This window comes from Spirochaeta thermophila DSM 6578, from assembly GCF_000184345.1.
In the GTDB taxonomy this organism is placed as follows: domain Bacteria; phylum Spirochaetota; class Spirochaetia; order Winmispirales; family Winmispiraceae; genus Winmispira; species Winmispira thermophila.
In genome coordinates, this window is record NC_017583.1 from 335,289 (window position 1) to 356,976 (window position 21,688).

The window sequence follows — 21,688 nt, forward strand, 5'->3', positions numbered from 1 at the left end:
AAGGAGGAGTGAGTATGAGAAAGGTGTCGACCGTAGGTGGGGCCGTCTTCCTGTTGGTCTTCGGGATCCTCCTGACCGCGGGGTGTGCCTCGCAGCGCGCCTCGGGTGGTGCTCCGGCCCAGGCCCCCCGCGACGTGGTGGAGGCCCACGGAGAGGGGGCGACCCTCGGGGAGGCGCTCTCTGCCGCGAAGGTGGATGCGATCAGACGAGGGGTGATCGTCCTTCTCGGACCGGAGGTGGAGCAGGCACACAGGGCCAGGCTCGAAGAGGTGCTCTATCGCACGAGCAACCCGAACGCCTTCCTCCACATGGAGACGCTCGAGACCCTCAGAAAGGAGAACGTGGGGAGTATCGACGAGCCTCGATACGTGTACGATCTGAGGGTGCGGGTGAAGCTCGACGCGATCGAGCAGGTGCTCGATGCGAACGGGATACCGGGTGGGTCCGAAGCCCCGGCTGCCGAAGCCCCTCGACCTTCCACGGGAGAGGTGCAGGGGACTGCATCCGGAGGGGCCGGTTTGACGCCTGAGGAACAACACTTCCTCGAACAGTATCTCGAGCGGCTCACCTACATGGTATACTTCTCCGAGGACTCGAAGGAGGACCCGTTCCTCATGAAGGCGGCAGTCTCCATGGCGAACAGCTACCTGGCCTCGCAGGGCTTCTCGCTCATCGACATCGATCAGATCGAGCGGCTCAAGGAGGAGCAGCGCATGGTCTACGAGGAGGAGACCGGCGAGGCGGTGTCCATCATCCAGTGGATCGCCCAGCGGCTGAATGCCGATGTCTACCTCGAGATCGACGCGGTCACCGAGGGGGAGACGAAGGGCGAGAACCACTACGGGAGCGCCAAGGTCACCGTCAAGATCTTCGACCCGTCGACGGGTGCGCTCCTTGGTTCGGTTCCCTACAGCAGCCCTCGGACGTTCAGCCGGGTCTCGCAGTTCGACGCCGTCTCCAACGCCCTCCAGTCCACCATCTACAAGGCCATGCCCGTGGCGGTGGGGCAGGCGAAGCAGCTCCTCGCCAGGGCCTACAGCCGGGGGATCCGTTACGACCTGGTGCTCGAGGGTACGCCCGATGCGAGGGTGGTGGCGGCCTTCAGGGCGGCCTTGCGGAAAAAGGAACGGGTGAAGGACATCCAGACCGTGTATCAGACCAGAGAAGAGACGAAGTTTGCGGTATATTTTCTAGGGAGAACGGAGGAGCTCGAGGAGCTCGTCTACGAGGTGGCGGATACCGTCGCGGGCCTCGAGTACCTCGAGCCCGTGTTGATACGAGGAAAGTCGTTGACTTTCAACACCGGACTGGAATGAGTCCGGAATGATACTTCCACTGTAAGGGGGAACGTATGAGACGAGGAGTAATGGTCATGCTCGCGGTCCTCGCCCTGGTCGTACTGGCGGTCGCCGGGTGTAAGGGAGCGCCGGAGGAGAAGCCGCAGGAGCCCAAGCCCCAGGTCGAGGTGAAGCCCGTGGCGAAGAAGCCCGACATCATCGATCACAAGAACTACAAGTGGGGGAAGGACGTCCCCGATTGGGTCCTCATGGATGTCGCGGAGCTGGAACAGCTTCCCGAGTACAAGGACCTCTACCTGTTCAAGTTCGAGTCCCCCAGGGCCAAGGATCTCGAGGGGGCCCGCCTCTACGTGGAGAACATGCAGGCGGCCACGGAGATCGCGCGGCAGGTGAGCCTGAGGGTGCAGCAGAAGTTCGCGGGTGCGGCGGCCGGCGATCTCGACAGGCTCGAGACCTACATGGAGACCGTGGTGAAGACCCTCGCCCAGGCCACCATCGTGGGTTTCAAGAAGCTCGACGACTACTGGGTGCTCATGAGGTACTACAGGGAGGACGGGTCCGTGGAAGAGGACGCCTATACGTACGTGGCCCTCTACGGTGTGGAACGGCGCACCCTGGATGAGCTGGTGCGAAGGGCCCTCGAGAACGCGGACGAGCAGGTGAAGCCCAGAAGCGAGGAAGAGAAGACCGCGAGGGACAGGGTGAAGGAGGCCTTCGAGGAAGGCTTCTGATACGAAAAGATCGACGCCCCACCCCGAAAGGGTGGGGCCTCTTTTCTGGTGTGTTGCATATGCGACGATCTGTCGAAGATGAGAAAGAGGAGCGTACCATGAGACACGTGAGCGGTTGGTTCTATGCGGCACTCGCCGTACTCTTTTTCTCCACGTGCACCTCTCCTGGATCCGCCAGGAAAGAGGCCCCTCCGGATTGGGTCCTCTCTCCGCCCCAAGGTGACGACCGCTACGAGTACTTCGTGGGGTACGCGGTCGACCCTTCGAGCAGGGTGAAGGCCGAGGATGCGGCCACGCAGGCCCTCATCTCCGAGATCATGCGTTTCATGGGGGTCCGTATCACCGCCGAGACCACGGGCGAGGCACAGGCCTCCCTGGAAGAGTTCTCGGTGGCCCTCGGCAGGACCGTGAAGGAGGAGGGGAGCGCCCGGGTCTCGGGGTTCAAGGTGGTGGACAGATACTGGTACGAGGACGAGAACGGTATCACGGTCTACATCCTCGCCAGGTACGAACGCGATGCCCTTCTCGAGGAGAAGGCCCGGCTCGAAGCTCTCTTCAAGGAGGCGGAGGAGGCCATTTCCGGACCCGAACGGCGGGGTGAACGCCTTCTCATGGAGGGACGATACGCCGAGGCTGCGGTTGCCTTCCTCGATGCGGCACGGGCTGCGGCCTCGAGTTCCCTCGAGAACCGCGAGGTGCGGTTCCAGCGGAACCTGGACAAGGCCGTGCGGGCCTTGCAACCGCTCGAGATAGAGGTGCTGCGGGACAATCTCACCACTTATGTGGGTGAAGCGTTCCCTGCTGAGTTCCAGGGGAGGGTGGTGCGAGAGGGAGAGGGGGTCGTGGGTGCCACCCTGCTCATCTCCTACCGCGAGACTACGTCCGCAGGGAGGACGCGGGTCCGTACCGTCCCCGTGGTCACGGGGGATGGCGGTGAGTTTTCGTTCTCGCTCCCCGTGATGCAGGTGCCGGGGAGCGGGGAGATCACGGTGCGGCTCGATCTCTCGTCGGCACTCGAGCTCCTGGAAGATCTTCCCGGAACCTTCCGGGAGGCCGCGGATGCGGTGAAGAAGGTGGTGCTCTCCAAGCAGGCGGTGTTCCACTACAGGGTGGAATCGCGCAGCAAGACGGTGCCCACGGGGGTGCTCATCCTCGACCTCGATTCCTCCGGAGGACTCCTCAAGGAGCGCGGCACCGAGAGAGGGCTCATGAGGCTCCTCTCGCAGGAGGGATTCTCCCTCAAGGGTATCCCCGAGGGCGTGGAGACGCTCTCGAAACAGGGGGAGGAGGCCTTCGTGTCGTGGGCCCGCGCGCGCGGGGACATCGCGAGGGTGATCGTGGGGAATGCGAGGATCGACGAGTTCTCCGAGGACGGCGACGGGGTGATGGTCCGGGTGAGTGGCTACGTGAAGGTCGTGGATCTCGTGACCGGTCGGGTGATCGCCACCGTCGAGGCCTTCAAGCGGGCTCGGGGGAGGTCGGCCGAGGTCGCCCTCGCCGCGGCCTTCGCGAGCCTGGGTGAGGTCCTGGGCGAGAAGGTCCTCGCCTCGCTCCCGTAGATCCCCTCCGATGACACACCCCCGGATTTTTCGTATCTTTGTGGTACATCCGGGGGTGTGTCTATGTATCGACTCGATGATCGTATCGTGGCACTCGCCACGCCGTGGGGGAGGAGCGCCATCGCGGTGATCAGGGCCTCCGGTGCCGGATGCCTCGAGGCGCTCGATCCGCTCTTCAGGGGGAGGAAGACGCCTTCCTCCATGAGAGGCTACTCCCTCGCCCATGGGGCCCTCGTGGATCCCGGGACCGGTGAGATGCTGGACGAGGTGCTCCTCGCGGTGTTCAGGGCGCCTCACAGCTATACGGGGGAGGATGCGGCGGAGATATCCTGTCACGGCAGCCCCGCCGGAGTGGAGCGGATCATGCGGACCTTGCGCGCCCATGGGTTTCGGGCCGCCGAGCCTGGGGAGTTCACCTTGAGGGCCTTCCTCAACGGGAAGCTGGATCTCACCGAGGCGGAGGCGGTGCACGAGGTCGTTTCGGCTCGCACGGCGAACGCGCACACCCTCGCCCTTCACCGGCTGGAGGGGAGGCTCCGGGCGCGCATCGATGCGATAAAGGAGAAGATCGCTTCCGTAGTGGCCGAGGTGGAGGTGCAACTCGACTACCCGGAGGAGGACGTCGAGCACCCGGTGAGCGCCCACCTCATCCAGGAGGCATCGCACGAGGTGGACGGGTTGCTCGCCACGTATCGGGTGGGAAGGCTCTACCGGGAGGGGGTCCGTGTGGTGCTCGCCGGAAGGACCAACGCGGGAAAGTCCTCGCTCTTCAACCTCTTCATGAGGGAGGACCGGGCCATCGTCTCGGAGGTGCACGGTACCACGCGCGACTACCTCGAAGGATGGATCTCGCTCAAGGGTGTGCCGGTGCTCCTCTACGACACTGCGGGGATCCGCGACGGGGGGGATCCCGTGGAAGCGGAGGGGATCCGGCGGACGAGGGAGATCCTCTCCCATGCGGACGCGGTGATCTATCTGGTGGACGGCACGGAGGGCCTCTCCGAGGGGGAGGAAGCGCTCATCGCGGAGTTGGGTGCAGAGCGGCCCTTGATCCCGGTGTGGAACAAGGTGGATGCCTCGGCCGTGCTCCCCCCGCCGGAGGGGTTCATCCCACTGAGCTGTCGTACGGGTGAGGGCTTTGCCCGGCTCGAGGAGACCCTCCATCGTGTCTTCCCCGAGGCGGAGGGGGGAGGAGCCGAGGTGGTGATCGATTCCGAGCGGCAGAGGGATGCCCTCGTGCGCTGCAGGGACTCCCTCGAGGGGGGGCTCGATGCCCTCTCCCGGGGAGCGCCGCTCGACGCCCTTGCCGTGTACCTCCACGACGCCATGGAGGCCCTCGGAGAGATCACGGGCGAGGTGACCCGCGAGGACATCCTGGAACGGATCTTCTCGTGTTTCTGTGTGGGAAAGTGAGGGATCATGGACGCTGATGTCATCGTCATAGGGGGCGGCCATGCGGGGATAGAGGCCGCCCTGGCGGCGAGCAGGTTGGGATGTACTACCCTGCTCATCACGCAGCTCTTGGACACCATCGGAAAGATGTCCTGCAATCCGGCCGTCGGGGGACTCGCCAAGGGGAACATCGTGCGCGAGGTGGATGCCCTGGGCGGCGAGATGGGACGGCTCATCGACCGGACCATGATCCAGTTCCGTATGCTCAACAGGAGCAGGGGACCGGCGGTCCAGTGCCCCCGGGCGCAGGCGGACAAACAGGCCTATGCGCAGCGTGCCAAGTGGAGCCTCGAGCAGCAGAAGGGGCTCTTCCTCTTCCAGGACACGGTGGTGGACTTCGTGCTCGACGAGGCGGGAAGGGAGATCCGCGGGGTGGTGACCGAACGCGGGAGACGATTCCATGCGAGGAAGGTGGTCCTCACCACAGGGACCTTCATGGAGGCGAAGATCTTCATCGGTGAGTACGAGACGCCGGGGGGAAGGCTCGGCGAGCCGGCCGCGTGTGGACTGGGGGGCGTGCTCCGCCGTCTCGGGTTCACCGTGGGGAGGCTCAAGACGGGAACCCCTGCCCGGGTCCTTCGAAGCTCCCTCGACTTCTCCAAGATGCAGGAACAGCCCGGTGACGAGGAGATCATCCCCTTCTCCTTCTCCCATGACACCCTCGAGGTCCGTCAGGTCCCCTGCTACATCACCTTTACCACGCCCGAGACCCACAGGATCATCAGGGAGAACCTCCATAGGTCGCCCCTCTACGGCGGGAGGATCGTGGGGAGGGGGCCGAGGTACTGCCCTTCCCTCGAGGACAAGGTGGTGCGGTTCCCCGACCGGGACAGGCATCAGGTGTTCGTGGAGCCCGAGGGACTCTCGACCGAGGAGATGTACCTGAACGGCATTTCATCCTCGCTCCCCGAGGAGGTGCAGGAGGCCTTCATCCACACCATCCCCGGACTGGAGCATGCCGTCATCATGCGCCCCGGGTATGCCGTGGAGTACGACTACGTGGAGCCCACCCAGCTCTATCCCACGTTGGAGACCAAGCGCATACGGGGACTCTACATCGCAGGTCAGACCAACGGCACCTCGGGGTACGAGGAGGCGGGAGGCCAGGGGCTCGTCGCGGGGATCAACGCCGCACTCGCGTGCAGGGGAGAGCCCCCCCTCGTCCTGGGGAGGGACGAGGCCTACATAGGGGTGCTCATTGATGATCTGGTCACCAAGGGGACGAAGGAGCCCTATCGGATGTTCACCTCGCGCGCCGAGTACCGTCTCGCCCTGCGTCACGACACGGCCGACATCCGTCTCCTGGAGAAGGCCTACAGGATCGGTCTGCAATCCCGCGAGATGTTCGACCGACTACAGGAGAAGATCCATGTCCTCGATGCGATAAAGGAACTCCTCCGTCAGCGCCGGCTCACCCAGGAAGAGGCCGAGCGGCGGGGGCTCCCCCAGCTCGCCCCCCACGTGGGCAAGCCGCTCTACCAGGTGCTCAAGGATCCCCGTGTCACGCTGGACGATCTGGCCTTCCTCGTACCCGAACTCTCGAAGTATCCCCGCCCGTGGGTGCGGACCGCCGAGATCGACGTGAAGTACGAGGGGTATCTCCTCAGGGAACAGCAGATGGTGGAGAAGTTCAGGAAGATGGAGGACATGAGGATCCCCGACCACTTCGACTACTCGGAGGTGGAGGGCCTTTCCTCCGAGGCGAGGGAGAAGCTCTCGACGATACGCCCCCTCTCCCTGGGACAGGCCTCGCGCATCTCGGGGATCCGAAGTTCCGACATCGCGGTCCTCATGGTGTATCTCTCCCGGTCGAGGAAGGCCCAGTGATGCAGGATCCCGCCTCCCTCCTCGACCGCGGGCTCGCCCTCCTCGGCCTCTCGCCCACCCCCTCCCAGCGCGCCGCCCTCCTCTCCTACCTCCACCTCCTCGCCGAGTGGGGCTCTCGCATCGATCTGGTCGCCGACCCTTCGCCCGAGGCCCTCGTGGTCCACCTGCTGGACTCCCTCGCTCCCCTCCCTCACCTCCGCGCGTTCCTCTCCTCCCCCCTCGCCGACCTGGGGAGCGGTGCGGGCCTTCCGGGCATCCCTCTCGCCATCATGAACCCCCACCTGGAGGTCCTCCTCGTGGAGGCACGCGAGAAGCGGGCCGTGTTCCTCGAGCACGTCCTCCTCTCCGTCGACCTCGCGCGGTGCACCGTCCTCCACGCCCGCCTCGAAGACCTCCCGCTTCACGTACCCTGTGCCGTTGCGCGCGCCTTTCTCCCCCTCTCGCCCGGCACCCTCCCCCTCTACCTCCACCCCCTCTCCCCCGGTGCACACCTCCTCCTCTACAAGGGGAGGCTCGAGACCGCGCAGGAGGAGGCCCGCCTGCTCCGCCCTCATTTCGAGGAGGTGGAAGCCGTTCCAGTTTCGGTCCCGTTCCTGGATACGCCCCGCAGCCTCATCGCAGCCAGGGGCAGACTTCCCGTGTGACGTCTCGTGCTCATACGGGATTGAGTGAGTCCACTTTCCTGAGATAGCCCATGAGATCCTCTTTCCCCACCAGGTCGATGAGCCTCGCCTCCACGAACCGCTTCGCCTCATCCGAGAACGATCCTGCGCTCACGCAGATGCCCCGGTCCGCCCGCGTCTCCTTGAGCCGGGCGTGGAAGTCCCGCACCGCGAGCTCGCCGGTGGTCCCGGTGGTGCGGACGAAGCGGAAGAGGACCGTATCCTGCCACTGGCTCGTCTCCACCTCGCAGAGCAGGTCCGCATACTCGGAACGTTCTATGCTCATGTTGAGGATCCGTACGTATGCGCCGGGAAAGAAGGCCACCACCAGCTTCCTGCAGAGGGTGAGGAAATCGGGCGGCGAGGCGAGGAGGTATGTCTGCAGGTTCTGGTTCTGCTGGAGCTCTCCGTACTTCTTGAGGAGGGCCTCCACGTCCTTGTAGTGCGGATTCGTGCGTTGGACGGCCCTCAGGTGTTCCACCGCCTTGCGGATCTCCTTCTGGTGGATGTAGGCCTGTGCAAGCCGGTACTCCATCTCGAGCCTGAGCTGGTTGTCCATACCGCGGTGGCGGACTCCTATCTCAAGGTCCTTGATCGCCCGCTCGTACCTATGGAGACCCAGGTTGATCAGTCCGGCCCTGAAGCACGCCTGCGGTCCCCACTGTTCATCCACCCTGAGGTGGGTGAAGATGGAGAGGGCCTGTTCCTTCTGGCCCAGGTTCGCGAGACAGTCGGCATAGGCGAAGAGGAGCTCCTTGTCGTCGGGCATCTCGTTGAGGATGGCCCTGATGGAGGGGAGGGCCTCCTTGTATTTCCCGCTCCGGTGGAGGGCGAGAGAGAGGTAACGCCTCGTCTCGGGGTGTTCGGGTTGCTGGGCCGCCGCGGCCGAGAGGAGTTTCACCGCATGTTCGTAGGCCCCCCTCAGGTACTCCAGCGCCCCCATGTGGAAGCGCACCTCGAAGGCCTCCGGCTTGAGGCTGTAGGCCACGGCGAAGGCCTGGTAGGCCTCCTCGTGGCGACCCAGCCTGAAGGCGCACACCCCTCTTCGCACCTGGACCTCGTACTCGTCGACCTTGGTCCTGTCGGTGACCCCTTCGGCGAGCACCTGGTAGAGCTTCAGCGCCTTCTCCCACTCCTGGTCCTCGAAGTAGGCCTCGGCGAGTACCACGAGGGCCTCGGGATCACGAGGGTTCTGGGCGAGCCTTCGCTGGGCCTTCTTGAGGATCGCCTGCCTGTCACGCCTCTTCTTTCGCTCCGCCTTTTTCTCGGGGTCGGAGAGGACATAGAGGTTGAAATACACGGCCAGTATCACCAGGCCGATGAGTACGATGGCCGCGGGAAGCAGGAGAGGAAGCGCACCCATGAGACCATTATCATGTCTTACACCCGGTAAGTCAAGGAAATCCCTCACGTGTCGGGAGGAAGGCGCACGTATCACCCTTCATTTGTAATCCTCCGGATCTCCTATTATACTGTGTGGTATGACGCTCTCCGAGGTGGAACAGACCCTCAGGGATCACGGGGTCCCCGAGGACGTGCTCCAGCACATCCTGAAGACCCTGGTGGTGGCGAAACGGACGAAAGACGCCCTCGAGAAACTCAAGGAGGAGTATCGCCAGGTGAGGCGTCTGGTGGATCAGAGCCCCGATACGGGGCTCCCCGTGCGGAAGGGGCTGGAACAGGATTTCTCGCGACTCAGGGAGGAGGCCTCCCGTGAGGGGAAGAAGCTCGCCCTCTTCCTGATTCGGCTCGACGAGAAGTACGAGCGCATAGAGAACAGCAGGGACAGGAGCAGGGTTCTCCTCTTCAAGACCGCCCGTCGCATAAGGAGGGTGCTCCCCGGGCTCTACCAGGGAGACAGGCCGGAGGAGTTCCTGGGAGCGCGGCTCGTGAGCGGGGACGAGGAGGCGGTGAGCCTGGGCAAGGAGATCTCGGATGTGGTGATGGTGCCCCAGGACCCTCCGGCGGAGGACATCCAGTTCGGCTGCTATGTGGGGATCGTGCTCTTCCCCGATCACGGGGAGGAGTGGCCCGCCCTCTTCGAGATGCTCCACATTGCCGTCGCCGAGGCGATGCGGGAGAAGGAGCGCGCGGTCCTCTACACGGGGGACATCGGTCGACGGCACTTCGAGGAGGAACTGGTGCTCGAACACATGCGCCGGGTCCTCAGGGATGGGTTCGAGGAGTTCCACCTCGCCTACCAGCCCATCGTGGACAGGTCTCTCTCCATCGTGGGAGCCGAGGCCCTCATACGGTGGGACAATCCCGCATTGGGGAGTGTCTCGCCGGCCCGGTTCATACCCCTCGCTGAGTCCACGGGGGATATCATGGCGATCGGACAATGGGTGCTCTACCGCGCCTGCAAGCAGCTCTCACTCTGGCACGCCCGGGGCTTCAGGGACCTCTTCATCTCGGTGAACCTCTCGCCACCGCAGTTCAAGCTCCACGATCTCGCCTTCCGGGTGGCCGGGATCCTCAAGTCCCTCGCCTTCGAAGGCAGGTTCCTCAAGCTGGAGGTGACCGAGGGGGTGCTCATGGATCATCCCGAAGAGGCTGTGGAGAAGATGAACGAGCTTCGGGCCATGGGGGTGAAGTTGTGCATCGATGACTTCGGTACGGGGTATTCGTCGCTCGGGTACCTGCGCCGGTTTCCCTTCGATACCCTCAAGATAGACAGGTCGTTCGTCGTGGGGGTGGAGGACGACCCCTCGCTGCAGGGTATCGTCCGGGCCATTATCGGGGTGGCGGGGGCGCTGGGGATCAGCACCCTTGCCGAGGGGGTGGAGAACGAACGGCAGCTCGACTTTCTCATGGCCGAGGGATGCGAGATGTTCCAGGGGTTCTACTTCGCGAGACCGGTGCCGCCCGAGGAGTTCGAGCGGCTTCTCAGGGAAGGGGTCCGGGTCGCTCGGGCTTGACCTCGAGGCCGGGTCTGTGGTGTGGTTAAGGTGATGAACGTGCGGAGCCCGTGGGTGATCTGTCTCCTCGTGGCAGGCGCTTTGGGGGTGTGGGCACAGGGGGGCCCCGACCCGGTGGGAATGCTTGGCTGGGATCTCGCCCGGGCCTTCGAGGAACTGGGCGTGCCGGAGCGGGTGGAGGCGGTGAGGGGCGGGGAGGCCTGGCAGGACGACGTGGCCTTCGTGTACGGTGAGGGCCTTGTGCTCTTTTTCTGGCGCGAGAGGGTGTGGCAGGTGTTCGTGGGGGAGGGGTACGGGGATGGGGTGGCGGGGATCGAGGTGGGGATGGTGTGGGAAGAGGTGGCGGCCTCGGTGGAGGGGAGACTCCTCCAGGAGGAGGGGGAGATCGCGGTGTTCGAGCTGCCCGACAGGGGTTTCCCGGTGAGGATGCAGGTGCTGCGGAAAGAGGGGAGGATCGAGGGTGTGTACGTCTATCGGGCGGACTTCTAGCATGGCGTCCGGTCATGGATGACCGGTTGCGATAACATCCGGCGCAAGGAGGCCTGATGAGGGGCGGCGTCTGTCTTTCTCTCACCGGGAGGACCAAGGAAGAGGCAGAGGAACAGCTCGCCCGCTGGCGGGAGAAAGTGGACCTGGTGGAGGTGCGGGCTGATTGCATGGACGAGAGCGCGTGGGAGGGGCTGGGGGAGTGGGCGTCCGGTCTCGGTCTCCCGGCGATCCTCACGCTCAGGTCCGACAGGGACGGTGGATTCTTCGAGGGCACGGAGGACGTACACGACGAGGCCCTGGGGGAGCTCGTCCGCCAAGGGGGATGGGCGTATGTGGACGTGGAGGCGTGGGCGGCCGACTGGCTGGTGGACGAGGTCCGGCGGCGTGGGATGCACGTGATACGATCGCGGCACGTGATGGATGGGGTGCCGGAGGACCTCGAGCACTGGATGGTCGAGACGGCAGGCCAGGGGCTCGTCCCCAAGGCGGCGTGCATGCTCGGGGGCACGGAGGACCTGCTCCGGCTCGTGCGGCTCCATCGGCGCATCACTGCGGAGGGGCTTCCCCCCGGTTCCTACATCCTCCTCGGCATGGGGCCCTATGGTGTGCCCTCACGGATCCTCTCCCTCGCATGGGGGAGTCTCCTCACCTTCTCCTCTGATCCGGGAAGGACCGCGGCGCCGGGACACCTCGACCCCGGCGTCATGGCGGATCTCTACCGGGTGCGGGAACTCTCCGAATCCACGGTGCTCTTCGGCGTGATCGGAAACCCGGTGCTCCATTCCCGCTCTCCGCACCTCCACAACCCTGTGTACCGGAGGGAGGGGATGGATGCGGTGTATCTTCCCATCCAGGTGGATGACCTTACGTCGTTCATGGACCTCGCCGACGAGCTTTCCCTCCAGGGCCTTTCGGTGACCATCCCCCACAAGGAGGGGGTGATTCCCTTCTTGACCGTCCGCGACCCCGTGGTCCAGGCGGTGGGCTCGTGCAACACCATGGTGAGGAGGGACGGCGGGTGGTTCGGGACGAGCACGGACGTGGAGGGGTTTCTCCGGCCGCTTCGCGAGGAGATCGCTCGGGGTGGGGACCCCGTGATGAAGGCGGCGGTGGTGCTGGGGGCGGGGGGGGCCGCCCGTGCGGTGGTGTACGGACTCGTCCAGGAAGGGTTCAGGGTCCTCGTCCTCAATCGCACGGAGGAGCGGGCGCGGGTCCTCGCCGAGGAGTTCGGGGTGGACTGGGGGGCCCTTTCCCCTGAGAGTGCGGAGCGCATGAGGGAGTTCAGGGGGCTCATCGTCCAGACCACGAGTGTGGGTATGGAGGGAAAGGAACCGGCCAGCCCTGTCCCGTGGTATCGTTTCGAGGGCGACGAGATCTGCTACGACATCGTCTATACCCCTCGCATCACCCCCTTTCTCGAAGCTGCCCGGCGGGCGGGATGCCGGATCATCACGGGCGACAGGATGCTCGAGGCACAGGCCGAGGAACAGATGAGGCTCTTCGCCGCCCGATACAGGGAGTTGCGGGGGTAGGAGGACGGGGGTTCCCCCCCGCGGCCCGATCTGCTATACTCTTGTTCCTGTTTGAGTCTCGCTATCCCAGGACAAGAGGAGGACGCTCATGGCACGGGTGCTCATCATCGGGGCAGGCGGTGTAGGACGTGTGGCCACGCACAAGTGTGCGCAGTATCCTGAGATCTTCTCCGAGATCATGCTCGCGAGCAGGACGGTCTCGAAGTGCGAGAAGATCGCCAGCGAGATCGAGAGGCCCATTCGCACCGCCCAGGTTGATGCGGACTACCCGGAACAGGTGCAGGCGCTCATCAAGGACTTCAAGCCCGACATCGTGATCAACGTGGCGCTTCCCTATCAGAACATGGCCATCATGGAGGCCTGCCTGCAAGAGGGCGTGCACTACGTGGATACGGCGGCGTACGAACCGAAGGATGAGAAGTCCTTCTCCTACGACTGGCAGCTCAAGGCGTACAAGGAACCGTACCGAAGGCAGGGGCTCGTGGGCCTTCTTGGCTGCGGGTTCGACCCAGGGGTGACCAACGTGTACGTGGCCTATGCCGTAAAGCACTACTTCGACGAGATACACGAACTCGAGATCGTGGACGTGAATGCCGGTGACCACGGTCTTCCCTTCGCCACCAACTTCAACCCCGAGGTGAACATACGGGAGATCACCCTCCCGGCCCGCCACTGGGAGGGTGGGGAGTTCAAGGTGACCCCTCCGCTCTCGGAGAAGAGGGACTTCGAGTGTCCGGAAGGACTGGGCACCTACCCGGTCTACCTCATGTACCACGAGGAGCTCGAGACCCTGGTGCGGAACTTCCCCACGATCAAGAAGGCCACCTTCTGGATGAAGTTCTCGGACGAGTACCTCCAGACCCTGCGGACCCTCCAGAAGATCGGCATGACGAGCATCGAGCCGGTGGACCTCGGGCCGGTGAAGATCTCCCCGCTCGACTTCCTGAGGAAGATCCTCCCCGATCCTGCGGAGCTCGGGCCTCGTACCAAGGGGAAGACCTGTATCGGGAACATCATGACCGGGGTCAAGGACGGCAAGAAGCGGAAGATCTTCATCTACAATATCTGTGACCACCAGGAGGCGTACAAGGAAACGGGAGCCCAGGCGGTGAGCTACACCGCGGGCGTGCCTCCCGTGCTTGGCGCCGCCCTCGTCCTCGATGGGGCCTGGAAGAAGCCGGGGGTGTACACCCCTGAGGAGTTCGACCCCGATCCCTTCATGGAGCGGATCGGCGAGTACGGCCTTCCCTGGAAGCTGGTGGAGCTGGATCCCGAGGCATGAGAGAGGGGGCGTTCCAGGGGTTCGATCCGCAGGCGGTCCCGAGCCCGTGCTTCGTGGTGGACCGCGATGCGGTGGAGGAGAATCTCAAGATCCTCGACAGGGTGCAGAGGGAGAGCGGGGCGCGGGTGCTCCTCGCCCTGAAGGGGTTCGCGATGTGGAGCCTCGCGCCTCTCGTCTCGTCGTACCTCTCCGGCACCTGTGCCTCTGGGGTGTGGGAAGCCCGGCTGGGGAGGGAGTGTTTCGGGGGGATCGTCTCCACCTACGGTCCTGCCTACAAAGAAGAGGAAGTGCGGGAACTCCTCACCCTCACCGACCACCTGATCTTCAATTCCTTCGCCCAGTGGGAGCGGTTCAGATCCCTCCTCGGGACGGCTCCCCGCCGGGTGGAGGCGGGGATCAGGGTGAACCCCGAGCGCTCGGGGGCCCCTGCCGCCATCTACGATCCCTCGGGCCCCAACTCACGGCTTGGGGTGGTGCGCAGCCGGTTCAGGCCTGAGCTCCTCGACGGGATCAGCGGGCTCCACTTCCACACCCTCTGTGAACAGAACGTGGACGCCCTGGAGACGGTGCTCCAGGCCTTTGAAGAGCGGTTTGGCGAGTTCGTGCCCCGCATGAGGTGGGTGAACTGGGGAGGGGGACACCACATCACCCGGCCCGACTATGACGTGGACAGGCTCATCGACCTGGTGAAGGACTTCAGATCCCGCTACGGGGTCGACGTCTATCTGGAGCCCGGTGAAGCCATCGCCCTGGGGACGGGGGTGCTCGTCGCCGAGGTGGTCGACATCGTCGAGAACGGGATGCGGATCGCGGTGCTCGATACCTCGGCGACCACCCACATGCCCGATGTGCTCGAGATGCCCTACCGGCCCGAGGTGTGGGGCGCGGGACTCCCCGGCGAGAGGCCGTACACCTACCGCCTCGGTGGTGTCTCGTGCCTCGCCGGCGATGTGATAGGGGACTACAGCTTCGACAGGCCCCTCGAGGTGGGCGACCGCCTCGTGTTCGACGACATGGCCCACTACACCATGGTGAAGACCACCACCTTCAACGGTGTGAAGCTCCCCTCGATCGGGATATGGAGTTCGAAGGAGCAGTCCTTCACCCTCGTCCGTTCGTTCGGGTATGAGGAGTTCAAGCGGCGCCTCTCGTAAGACCTCGGCGAAGTGTACAGGAGGCCTCATGCGCTATCCCCACTTCCTCTACACGGAGATCCCCAATAGTTTGGCCTCTGAGGCCTTCTTCCACGTGATCCCGGTGCCCTATGAGCGCACCACATCCTTCGGCAAGGGAGCGGCCCGGGGGCCGTCTGGGATCCTCGAGGCCTCGGGCCAACTCGAGGTATGGGACGGGTGGGGCATCCCGGCGGATGCAGGGATCCACACCGGAGGGCCAGTGAAGGTCCACACTCCTGAACGCATGGTCCGTGAGGTGGCGGCCCGGATGCGGCCGGCTCTTCGTTCGGGGAGTGTGCCCGTCCTCCTCGGCGGGGAACACACGGTCTCGGTGGGGGCGTGGGAGGCCTTGGCGGAACGTTTCGGGCCCGGAGAAGTGGGTATCGTACAGATCGACGCCCATGCGGACCTGCGAGACACCTACGAGGGCTCCCGTTTCAGTCATGCGTGCGTGATGCGCAGGGCGCTCGATCACGGGTTCCGCATCTTCCAGGCAGGGGTGAGGAGCCTCTCTCCCGAGGAGGTGGCGCTCCGGAGGGAGTTGGCTGGAAGTCAGGTGTTCTGGCAGGATGCCCCCGAGCTGCGGAAGGCCGGTGCGACCCTCGCCCTTCCTCCCGACTTCCCTCAGAACGTGTACCTCACCATCGACGTGGATGGGTTCGATCCCTCGGTGGTATGGGAGACCGGGACCCCTGAGCCCGGCGGCCTCTTCTGGTACGAGGTGCTCGACTTCATCGAGCGGGTGGCTGAGGCGCACCCCATCGTGGGATTCGACGTGGTGGAGCTGGCCCCTGCGAAGGGGAGTCACGTGGGGGCCTTCGTGGCCGCACGCCTCGTGTATCAGGTGATGGGGATCGTCTTCCGGCATCTACCCCGGCGGTAGGCCGGTGCGATTTGCTTTATCAGCCGGGATTCAGTAATATATTGAGGAAAGATCGTGGAGAGAAGGTTTCCGGATGGTACACATCGAGAGAAAGACCTTGAGCGACCTGGTTCTTGCAGCGGCGAAGGAGTACGCGGAGCGGCCGGCGTTCGACTTGTTCTGGAACGGGCGCCTTGAGGAGCCGGTGACGTACGCCCAACTGGGTGCGAGGAGCACGGGGGTGGCCTCTCTACTCCGTGCCCTGGGCGTCGGGCCGGGGGACCGGGTGATGATCCTCGCCGAGAACAGGCCGGGCTGGCCTGTGGCCTATTTCGGTATTTCCTTGGCGGGCGCGATATCCGTGCCGGTGCTCCTCGACTTCTCCACCGACCAGGTGAGGGAGGTGGCCTCCCACGCAGGGGTACGCGTGGTGTGTGCCACGGAGCGGTCACTCGAGAAGCTGCGCGAGGCAGGGCTCCTCGAGGGAGATCTCCCCGTGCTGCTCATCGACAGTATGGACGATGCCGGCCTCGAAGTCCTCGAAGGAGGGGAGCGGAGGCGTAGGGAGTACGCGCCGGACTTCACTCCGGTCTTCCCCGATCCGGATGAGACCGCTTCCCTCATCTACACCTCGGGCACCACGGGGCACAGCAAGGGGGTGATGCTCTCCCACGCCAGTCTGGTCTTCGAGGTGGAGGCCTCGCGTTCCATCTTCAAGGCCTATCCCAGGGACAGGTTCTTCTCGGTTCTTCCTCTCGCTCACACCTACGAGTGTACCATCGGGATGCTCATCGCCACGGCGAGCGGGGCGCGTACCACTTATCTCGGAAGGCCGCCCACGGCGAGCGTCCTCCTCCCCGCCTTGCATGAGGTACGGCCTACGGTGATGCTCACCGTGCCCCTCATCATAGAGAAGATCTATCGCACCAAGGTGAAACCATCCCTCGAGTCCCATCCCCTCTATCGATTTCCCCTCACCCGTCCGCTCGCGACGAAGATCGCGGGCCGGAAGCTCCTGGCCTCCCTCGGCGGGGCGATCCGGTTCTTCGGTATCGGGGGAGCCGCCCTTGCACCTGATGTGGAGGCGTTCCTGAAGGCCTCGGGCTTCCCCTATGCCATAGGCTATGGGCTCACCGAGACCGCCCCGCTGGTGGCAGGTTCCTCGGTGGGCAAGACGGTGCTCCGGTCCACCGGACCTGCCCTCAAAGGGGTGGAGGTGAGGATCGTGGATCAAGAGGGGAGGGTCGTGGGGGGTGTGGGAGCGCCGAGGGATGCCCGGCCCGGTGCTGAAGGAGAGATCCAGGTCCGGGGTCCCAACGTGATGAAGGGCTACTACCGTGATCCGGAGCGGACCAGGGAGGCCTTCACCGAGGACGGGTGGTTCAGGACCGGGGATCTGGGGGCCATGGACCGCAAGGGCCGGCTCTTCATCAAGGGGAGGCTCAAGTCGGTGATCGTGGGGCCTTCGGGGGAAAACATCTACCCCGAGGAGATCGAGTCGCTCCTCAACCTCTCCGACTACGTGGAAGAGTCGTTGGTATACGAGGGCGAGAAGGGAGAACTCGTGGCCCTCATCGTGTTGAGCGAGAGGGCGAAGACCCTCTATGCCGCGCTCGAAGACGGGATAAAGGAGGCCGGGAGGGCGGCTCAGGAAGGGGTGCACGAGGTGACGAGGGAGGTGGGTGAGTTCGTCCAGCAGGTGACTTCGGCTGCAAAGGAAGGGACGGAGCAGGTGAGGAGAGGGGTGGAGGACGTGGTGAAGGAACTGGTGGCGATGGTGAATCGCCGGCTGCCGGGGTTCTCCCGCATACGGAAGGTCGAGATCAGGGAGGAGCCGCTCGAGAAGACGGCCACCCATAAGATCCGCCGTTTCCTCTATACCACGCAGCGCGACGGGAACGACAGGCAGACGAGCTAAGGGCTTATCGAAATCGATATATCGAAGGTGATATGACATGAGAGGTCTCACCACATCCCTCCTCTCCGAGGGGGAGGTGCGCGCCTCAAATCCTTCCATGGAATGATGTTATGACGAGGAATCAATTCCACCCCTCTCGCTCGATATGGTACGGTATTTGCTAATTCTCTGGAAGACTACGACGTGTGGAGGTGAGACATGAAAAGGGTTGCGTTCTCCCTGGTCCTCTTGTGCCTGGCTTCTTCGGTGATTCCCGCCGAAGCGTGGGGGGGGATGGGATACGTGATGGCCTCAGGGGTGATGGAGGGGCTTCCCGGTGACTCGCTTCCCCTCAATGCCCTCTTGCGCGCGCATGGGTACGGCGAGTTCTCACCGTTCACCTTCGGTATGGGGGGAGGTGGTGGCGCGTTCATCGGCAGCGTGTATATCGGGGGGTGGGGTGTTGGTGAGGGGCTCTTTGCCGAGAGTAAAGGGCCCGATGGAAAGATCCTCAGCCGGATGAGCGGTTACGGAGGGGTTGAGGTCGGCGTGCCGCTCAGTCTTGGTCAGGTGATCTTCATGCCGGTGGGGACGATAGGTGCAGGAGGGACCGATATCGAGCTCATCGATCCTCCGAGCGGTTCGGCCTCGTTCGATGATCTGCTCGATGATCCCGGGGTAGGGGTACGGCTCACCTCTTCCGAGATCAGGGTAGGGGCAGGCCTTCATTTTCTGTGGATGCCCGGTGTGGCAGGGTTTCTCATAAAGGCCTACTACTTCTACGTGCCGTACCAGAGTTGGAGCATCATGGGGCCGGGTGAGTACACCTATCCGGTGGAGGGTGTTCCCTCCTCATCTCCTCACCGGTTCTTCCTCGGGGTTGGAGTGGTCTTCGGTGGGGTGTTCTCGGAGAGGGGGAAGGTGAACGACCGGGGTTGGGCGGAGTGGGAGGAGGAGTAGCACGCACGGCGGTGTGGTATAGTTAAGGGAAAGGAGGGTGCGTGCAGCGTATCATTCGTATCCTCGGGTTGGTGTTGGGACTGGCGAGCCCCTTTCCCGAGGTGTGGCTTTCGGAGCCCTCTTTCCATGTGGAGGAAGGAGGGCTCTTCGTGAAGGTTCGTGCCTCCGGGGTGATCAACGATCAGCTCTTCTCGCTCATCGATGCCTATGTCCCTGTGACGGTGGTGACCAGGGTGGAGGTGTGGGTGGACGATCGTCTTGTGAGGCGGTTTGCCGTCTCCCAGAAGGTGGAGCGCGTGGGGGAGTTCTACGAGGTGGAGGGGGAGGGGCCTCTCGCTCGGGAGAGGGTGGAGGATGTGTTTTCTCTGTTCAAGGTGAGGGTGCTCGAAGATGTGGAGCGGTACCGGGGGAGGAAGGTCCGGGTGAGGATCTCCCTTGCGCTCTACTCTTCTGTGTTCTCGCCTGTGCAGGATCTTTGGGGGAACAACCCGGTGACCGAGGGAGAGTGGGTTGTCCCTGAGGGAGGTGATGATGGTGGTGATTGAGGTCCGTGAGGTGGTGAATCGATACGGTGAGAAGGAGGCCCTTGCGGGCGTCTTCGTGAGGGGGGATGAGCGGTGAGGGGATGGGCGTGGGTGCTGTTGGCGCTGGTGCTCTTCCTCCTCCTCTGGGTGGTGGCAACGGGGGTGGTGGTGACGGTGTACGATCGGGTGGAGGGTGCGCTCATGTCTTCGATAGAAGGTGTGAAGGGGCGGTTCTCGGATGAGGATGCGCGTCTTCTCGGCGGGGTGCTCGAGGGGGTGCGGCTCCTGCAGGAGCGCAGAAGGGTGGAGGTGCTTCGGACGATGTTCGCGGTGCTCGCCGGTGAGGTGGTGTTGAGTGGGCTTGTGGTCTTCTTCTATGTGGGGAGGGTGCGGGGGCCGGTGTTGGAGCTCGCCCGGCTCATGGAGGAGTTCCGCGGGGGCGAGGTGCCGGCGGGAGGGGGGGTGTACGAGGTGAGGCGGCTCGTTGCGGCCTATACGGGGATGCTCCGGAGGCTCGAGCGGTACGAGCAGGAGGTGGGGGATCTGGCGCGGTTCAGGGGCTGGAAGGAGATGGCGCGGGTCTGCGTCCACGAGGTGCGGAACCTCCTCTCGCCGGTCCGTATGGTGGTGGAGCAGGGGCTCTCCGTAGGGGAGGGGCTCTGCGGGGAGCGGTTGGGGTTCGTGCTCCGCAAGCTGGGCGAGGTGGACGGGGTGCTCGCCCGCCTGCGCGACCTGGCGCACCTGCCGGAGGCGAGGCCCGGTCGGGTGGTGGTGGGCGAGGTGGTGAGGGAGGTGGTGGGGGAGTTTCCGGGGATGGGGTGCGAGGTGTGTGGGGAGGTGGTGGTGCGTGCGGATGGGGTGCTCCTCGCCGAGGTGGTGCGCAACCTGTGTGCGAACGCGAGAGATACGGGGGCGCTGGCAGGGGTGAGGGTGTGGAGTGAGGGGGATGAGGGGGTGGTGGAGGTGTGGGACAGGGGGCCGGGGATCCCGGAGGAGGAGCAGGAGCGGGTCTGGGAGCCGGGGGTGAGCGGAAAGGAGGGGGGGATGGGGCTCGGACTGGCGCTGGTGCGGCTCCTGGTGGGGGAGATGGGGGGGAGGGTGGTGATGTGGTCGCGTGTGGGAGAGGGGACGCGGGTGGAGGTGCGGCTTCCCGGATGGGAGGGGGTATGACGGTACTGGTGGTGGACGACGAGCGCGACGTGGTGGAGGGGTTCCGCATGGCCTTCCCCGAGTGGGAGGTGAGGGGGGCCGGGTCGGGCGCGGAGGCCTTGAGGGTGCTGGAGTCCGAGCCCGTGGACCTGGTGTTCCTCGACGTGAGGCTCGGGAGGGAGGACGGGCTTTCCCTCCTCGGGCGTATGAAGGAGCGCCGGCCGGAGCTTCCGTGTGTGATGATCTCGGCCTATGGCACGGTGGAGCGGGCGGTGGAGGCCCTGCGGCTGGGCGCGGTGGACTTCCTGGAGAAGCCGCTCTCCTTCGAGAAGGTGAGGATCGTAGCCGAGCGGACCGCGAGCGAGGTCTTCGCCCGAAGGGTGGTGGAACAGGAGAGGGAGCGGTACGCCCTCCTCGGGGAGTCGGAGGCCGTGCGGGAGGTGCGGCGGCTCATCGAGAAGGCGGCCCGGGTGGAGGTCCCCGTGCTGGTCACCGGTGAGAGCGGCACGGGGAAGGAGCACGTGGCGCGGCTCGTGCACCTCTCGAGCAGGAGGGCGAGGGGGCCGCTCGTGGCCCTCAACTGTGCTGCGGTCCCTGCGGATCTCTTCGAGAGCGAGATCTTCGGACACGAGAAGGGGAGCTTCACCGGGGCCGAGAGGCGGCGCAGGGGGAGGATCGAGGAGGCGAGGGGAGGCACGCTCTTCCTGGACGAGGTGGGGGAGCTGCCGGCCTCCCAGCAGGCGAAGCTCTTGCGGGTCCTCGAGACCGGGGAGTACTATCCCGTGGGGGCCGAGAGGCCGCGCAGGGCCGATGTGCGGGTGGTGTGCGCCACAAACAGAGACCTCGAGGCCATGGTGAGGGAAGGGTCGTTCCGCGCAGATCTCTACTACAGATTGGGGGTCTTGAGGATCCACATTCCCCCACTCAGGGAACGGAGGGAGGATATCCCGCTCCTCGCGCAGGTCTTTCTCAGGCGGGTGTCCGAGGAGCTGGGGCAGGAGCGGACCTTCTCCCGTGAGGCCCTCTCGGTGCTCATGGAGGGCGAGTATCCGGGCAATGTGCGGGAGCTCCAGCACCTCGTGTGGCGGGCGGCCCTCCTCTCCGAGGGGCCGGTGATCGGGCCCGAGGTGGTGGGGAAGGTGAGGGATGAGGGGAGGAAGGCCTTCTCGGATGACCTCCTCTTCGCTCCCCGCCCACTCGGCGAGGCGCGGAGGGAGTTCGAACGGGCCTACATCGCCTATCACCTCTCGCGGTGTGGGGGGAATGTCTCCAGGACGGCGCGCGAGCTCGGCATGGCTCCCTCAAACCTCATGAGGAGGATGCGGGAGCTGGGGATGCGTTGACCGGTGGCGCGTATGGAAGGATCGTGCC

At 64.7% G+C, this 21,688-nt stretch carries 18 protein-coding genes; 17 read left to right on the forward strand and 1 reads right to left on the reverse strand.

Going from position 1 to position 21,688, the window contains the following annotated elements; all coding sequences use genetic code 11:
• Positions 1-14: 14 nt before the first annotated feature.
• The 6 genes from SPITH_RS01370 to rsmG all read left to right on the forward strand — a co-directional run bounded on the left by SPITH_RS01370 (position 15) and on the right by rsmG (position 7,511).
• Positions 15-1,316 carry a DUF6175 family protein gene (locus SPITH_RS01370; RefSeq protein ID WP_014623958.1) on the forward strand — a complete coding sequence of 434 codons (1,302 nt, stop codon included), beginning with the start codon at positions 15-17 and terminating at the stop codon, positions 1,314-1,316.
• A 35-nt stretch (positions 1,317-1,351) separates the two neighbouring features.
• On the forward strand, positions 1,352-2,029 hold the full coding sequence (locus SPITH_RS01375; RefSeq protein WP_013313103.1) for a hypothetical protein: 678 nt from the start codon (positions 1,352-1,354) through the stop codon (positions 2,027-2,029).
• A gap of 98 nt (positions 2,030-2,127) precedes the next feature.
• Positions 2,128-3,588 carry a hypothetical protein gene (locus tag SPITH_RS01380; protein ID WP_014623960.1) on the forward strand — a complete coding sequence of 487 codons (1,461 nt, stop codon included), beginning with the start codon at positions 2,128-2,130 and terminating at the stop codon, positions 3,586-3,588.
• A gap of 63 nt (positions 3,589-3,651) precedes the next feature.
• Positions 3,652-5,001 carry a tRNA uridine-5-carboxymethylaminomethyl(34) synthesis GTPase MnmE gene (mnmE, locus tag SPITH_RS01385; protein ID WP_014623961.1) on the forward strand — a complete coding sequence of 450 codons (1,350 nt, stop codon included), beginning with the start codon at positions 3,652-3,654 and terminating at the stop codon, positions 4,999-5,001.
• Between the two features lie 6 nt (positions 5,002-5,007).
• Positions 5,008-6,867, forward strand: a complete 1,860-nt coding sequence (gene mnmG, locus SPITH_RS01390; protein ID WP_014623962.1) for a tRNA uridine-5-carboxymethylaminomethyl(34) synthesis enzyme MnmG — start codon at positions 5,008-5,010, stop codon at positions 6,865-6,867.
• On the forward strand, positions 6,867-7,511 hold the full coding sequence (gene rsmG / locus SPITH_RS01395) for a 16S rRNA (guanine(527)-N(7))-methyltransferase RsmG (RefSeq protein ID WP_014623963.1): 645 nt from the start codon (positions 6,867-6,869) through the stop codon (positions 7,509-7,511). The genes mnmG and rsmG overlap by 1 nt, the downstream gene beginning before the upstream one ends.
• A gap of 10 nt (positions 7,512-7,521) precedes the next feature.
• Here rsmG and SPITH_RS01400 read toward each other — a convergent pair whose 3' ends face one another.
• Positions 7,522-8,892: a tetratricopeptide repeat protein gene (locus SPITH_RS01400; protein ID WP_014623964.1), complete on the reverse strand. Its 1,371-nt coding sequence runs from the start codon at positions 8,890-8,892 to the stop codon at positions 7,522-7,524.
• 118 nt (positions 8,893-9,010) lie between these two features.
• Here SPITH_RS01400 and SPITH_RS01405 point away from each other — a divergent pair, with 118 nt between their 5' ends.
• The 11 genes from SPITH_RS01405 to SPITH_RS01455 all read left to right on the forward strand — a co-directional run bounded on the left by SPITH_RS01405 (position 9,011) and on the right by SPITH_RS01455 (position 21,660).
• Positions 9,011-10,447 (forward strand): putative bifunctional diguanylate cyclase/phosphodiesterase, encoded by a 1,437-nt coding sequence (locus SPITH_RS01405; RefSeq protein WP_014623965.1) that lies wholly within the window; start codon positions 9,011-9,013, stop codon positions 10,445-10,447.
• Positions 10,448-10,480: 33 nt separating this feature from the next.
• Positions 10,481-10,936, forward strand: a complete 456-nt coding sequence (locus SPITH_RS01410; protein WP_014623966.1) for a hypothetical protein — start codon at positions 10,481-10,483, stop codon at positions 10,934-10,936.
• A gap of 56 nt (positions 10,937-10,992) precedes the next feature.
• Entirely contained in the window at positions 10,993-12,468 is a 1,476-nt protein-coding gene (locus SPITH_RS01415) for a type I 3-dehydroquinate dehydratase (RefSeq protein WP_014623967.1), read from the forward strand.
• Positions 12,469-12,556: 88 nt separating this feature from the next.
• Positions 12,557-13,750 (forward strand): saccharopine dehydrogenase family protein, encoded by a 1,194-nt coding sequence (locus SPITH_RS01420; protein WP_014623968.1) that lies wholly within the window; start codon positions 12,557-12,559, stop codon positions 13,748-13,750.
• Positions 13,747-14,904 carry a carboxynorspermidine decarboxylase gene (gene nspC, locus SPITH_RS01425; RefSeq protein WP_014623969.1) on the forward strand — a complete coding sequence of 386 codons (1,158 nt, stop codon included), beginning with the start codon at positions 13,747-13,749 and terminating at the stop codon, positions 14,902-14,904. Before SPITH_RS01420 ends, nspC begins: the two co-directional genes overlap by 4 nt.
• 28 nt (positions 14,905-14,932) lie before the next feature.
• Positions 14,933-15,808 (forward strand): agmatinase, encoded by an 876-nt coding sequence (gene speB, locus SPITH_RS01430; protein WP_014623970.1) that lies wholly within the window; start codon positions 14,933-14,935, stop codon positions 15,806-15,808.
• Between the two features lie 73 nt (positions 15,809-15,881).
• Entirely contained in the window at positions 15,882-17,705 is a 1,824-nt protein-coding gene (locus SPITH_RS01435; protein ID WP_014623971.1) for an AMP-binding protein, read from the forward strand.
• A gap of 198 nt (positions 17,706-17,903) precedes the next feature.
• On the forward strand, positions 17,904-18,644 hold the full coding sequence (locus SPITH_RS01440; RefSeq protein ID WP_014623972.1) for a hypothetical protein: 741 nt from the start codon (positions 17,904-17,906) through the stop codon (positions 18,642-18,644).
• Positions 18,645-18,685: 41 nt separating this feature from the next.
• Positions 18,686-19,189 carry a hypothetical protein gene (locus SPITH_RS01445; RefSeq protein WP_014623973.1) on the forward strand — a complete coding sequence of 168 codons (504 nt, stop codon included), beginning with the start codon at positions 18,686-18,688 and terminating at the stop codon, positions 19,187-19,189.
• Positions 19,190-19,261: 72 nt separating this feature from the next.
• Positions 19,262-20,338: a sensor histidine kinase gene (locus tag SPITH_RS12710; RefSeq protein ID WP_014623975.1), complete on the forward strand. Its 1,077-nt coding sequence runs from the start codon at positions 19,262-19,264 to the stop codon at positions 20,336-20,338.
• Positions 20,335-21,660, forward strand: a complete 1,326-nt coding sequence (locus tag SPITH_RS01455) for a sigma-54-dependent transcriptional regulator (RefSeq protein WP_014623976.1) — start codon at positions 20,335-20,337, stop codon at positions 21,658-21,660. Before SPITH_RS12710 ends, SPITH_RS01455 begins: the two co-directional genes overlap by 4 nt.
• The last annotated feature ends 28 nt before the right edge of the window (positions 21,661-21,688 follow it).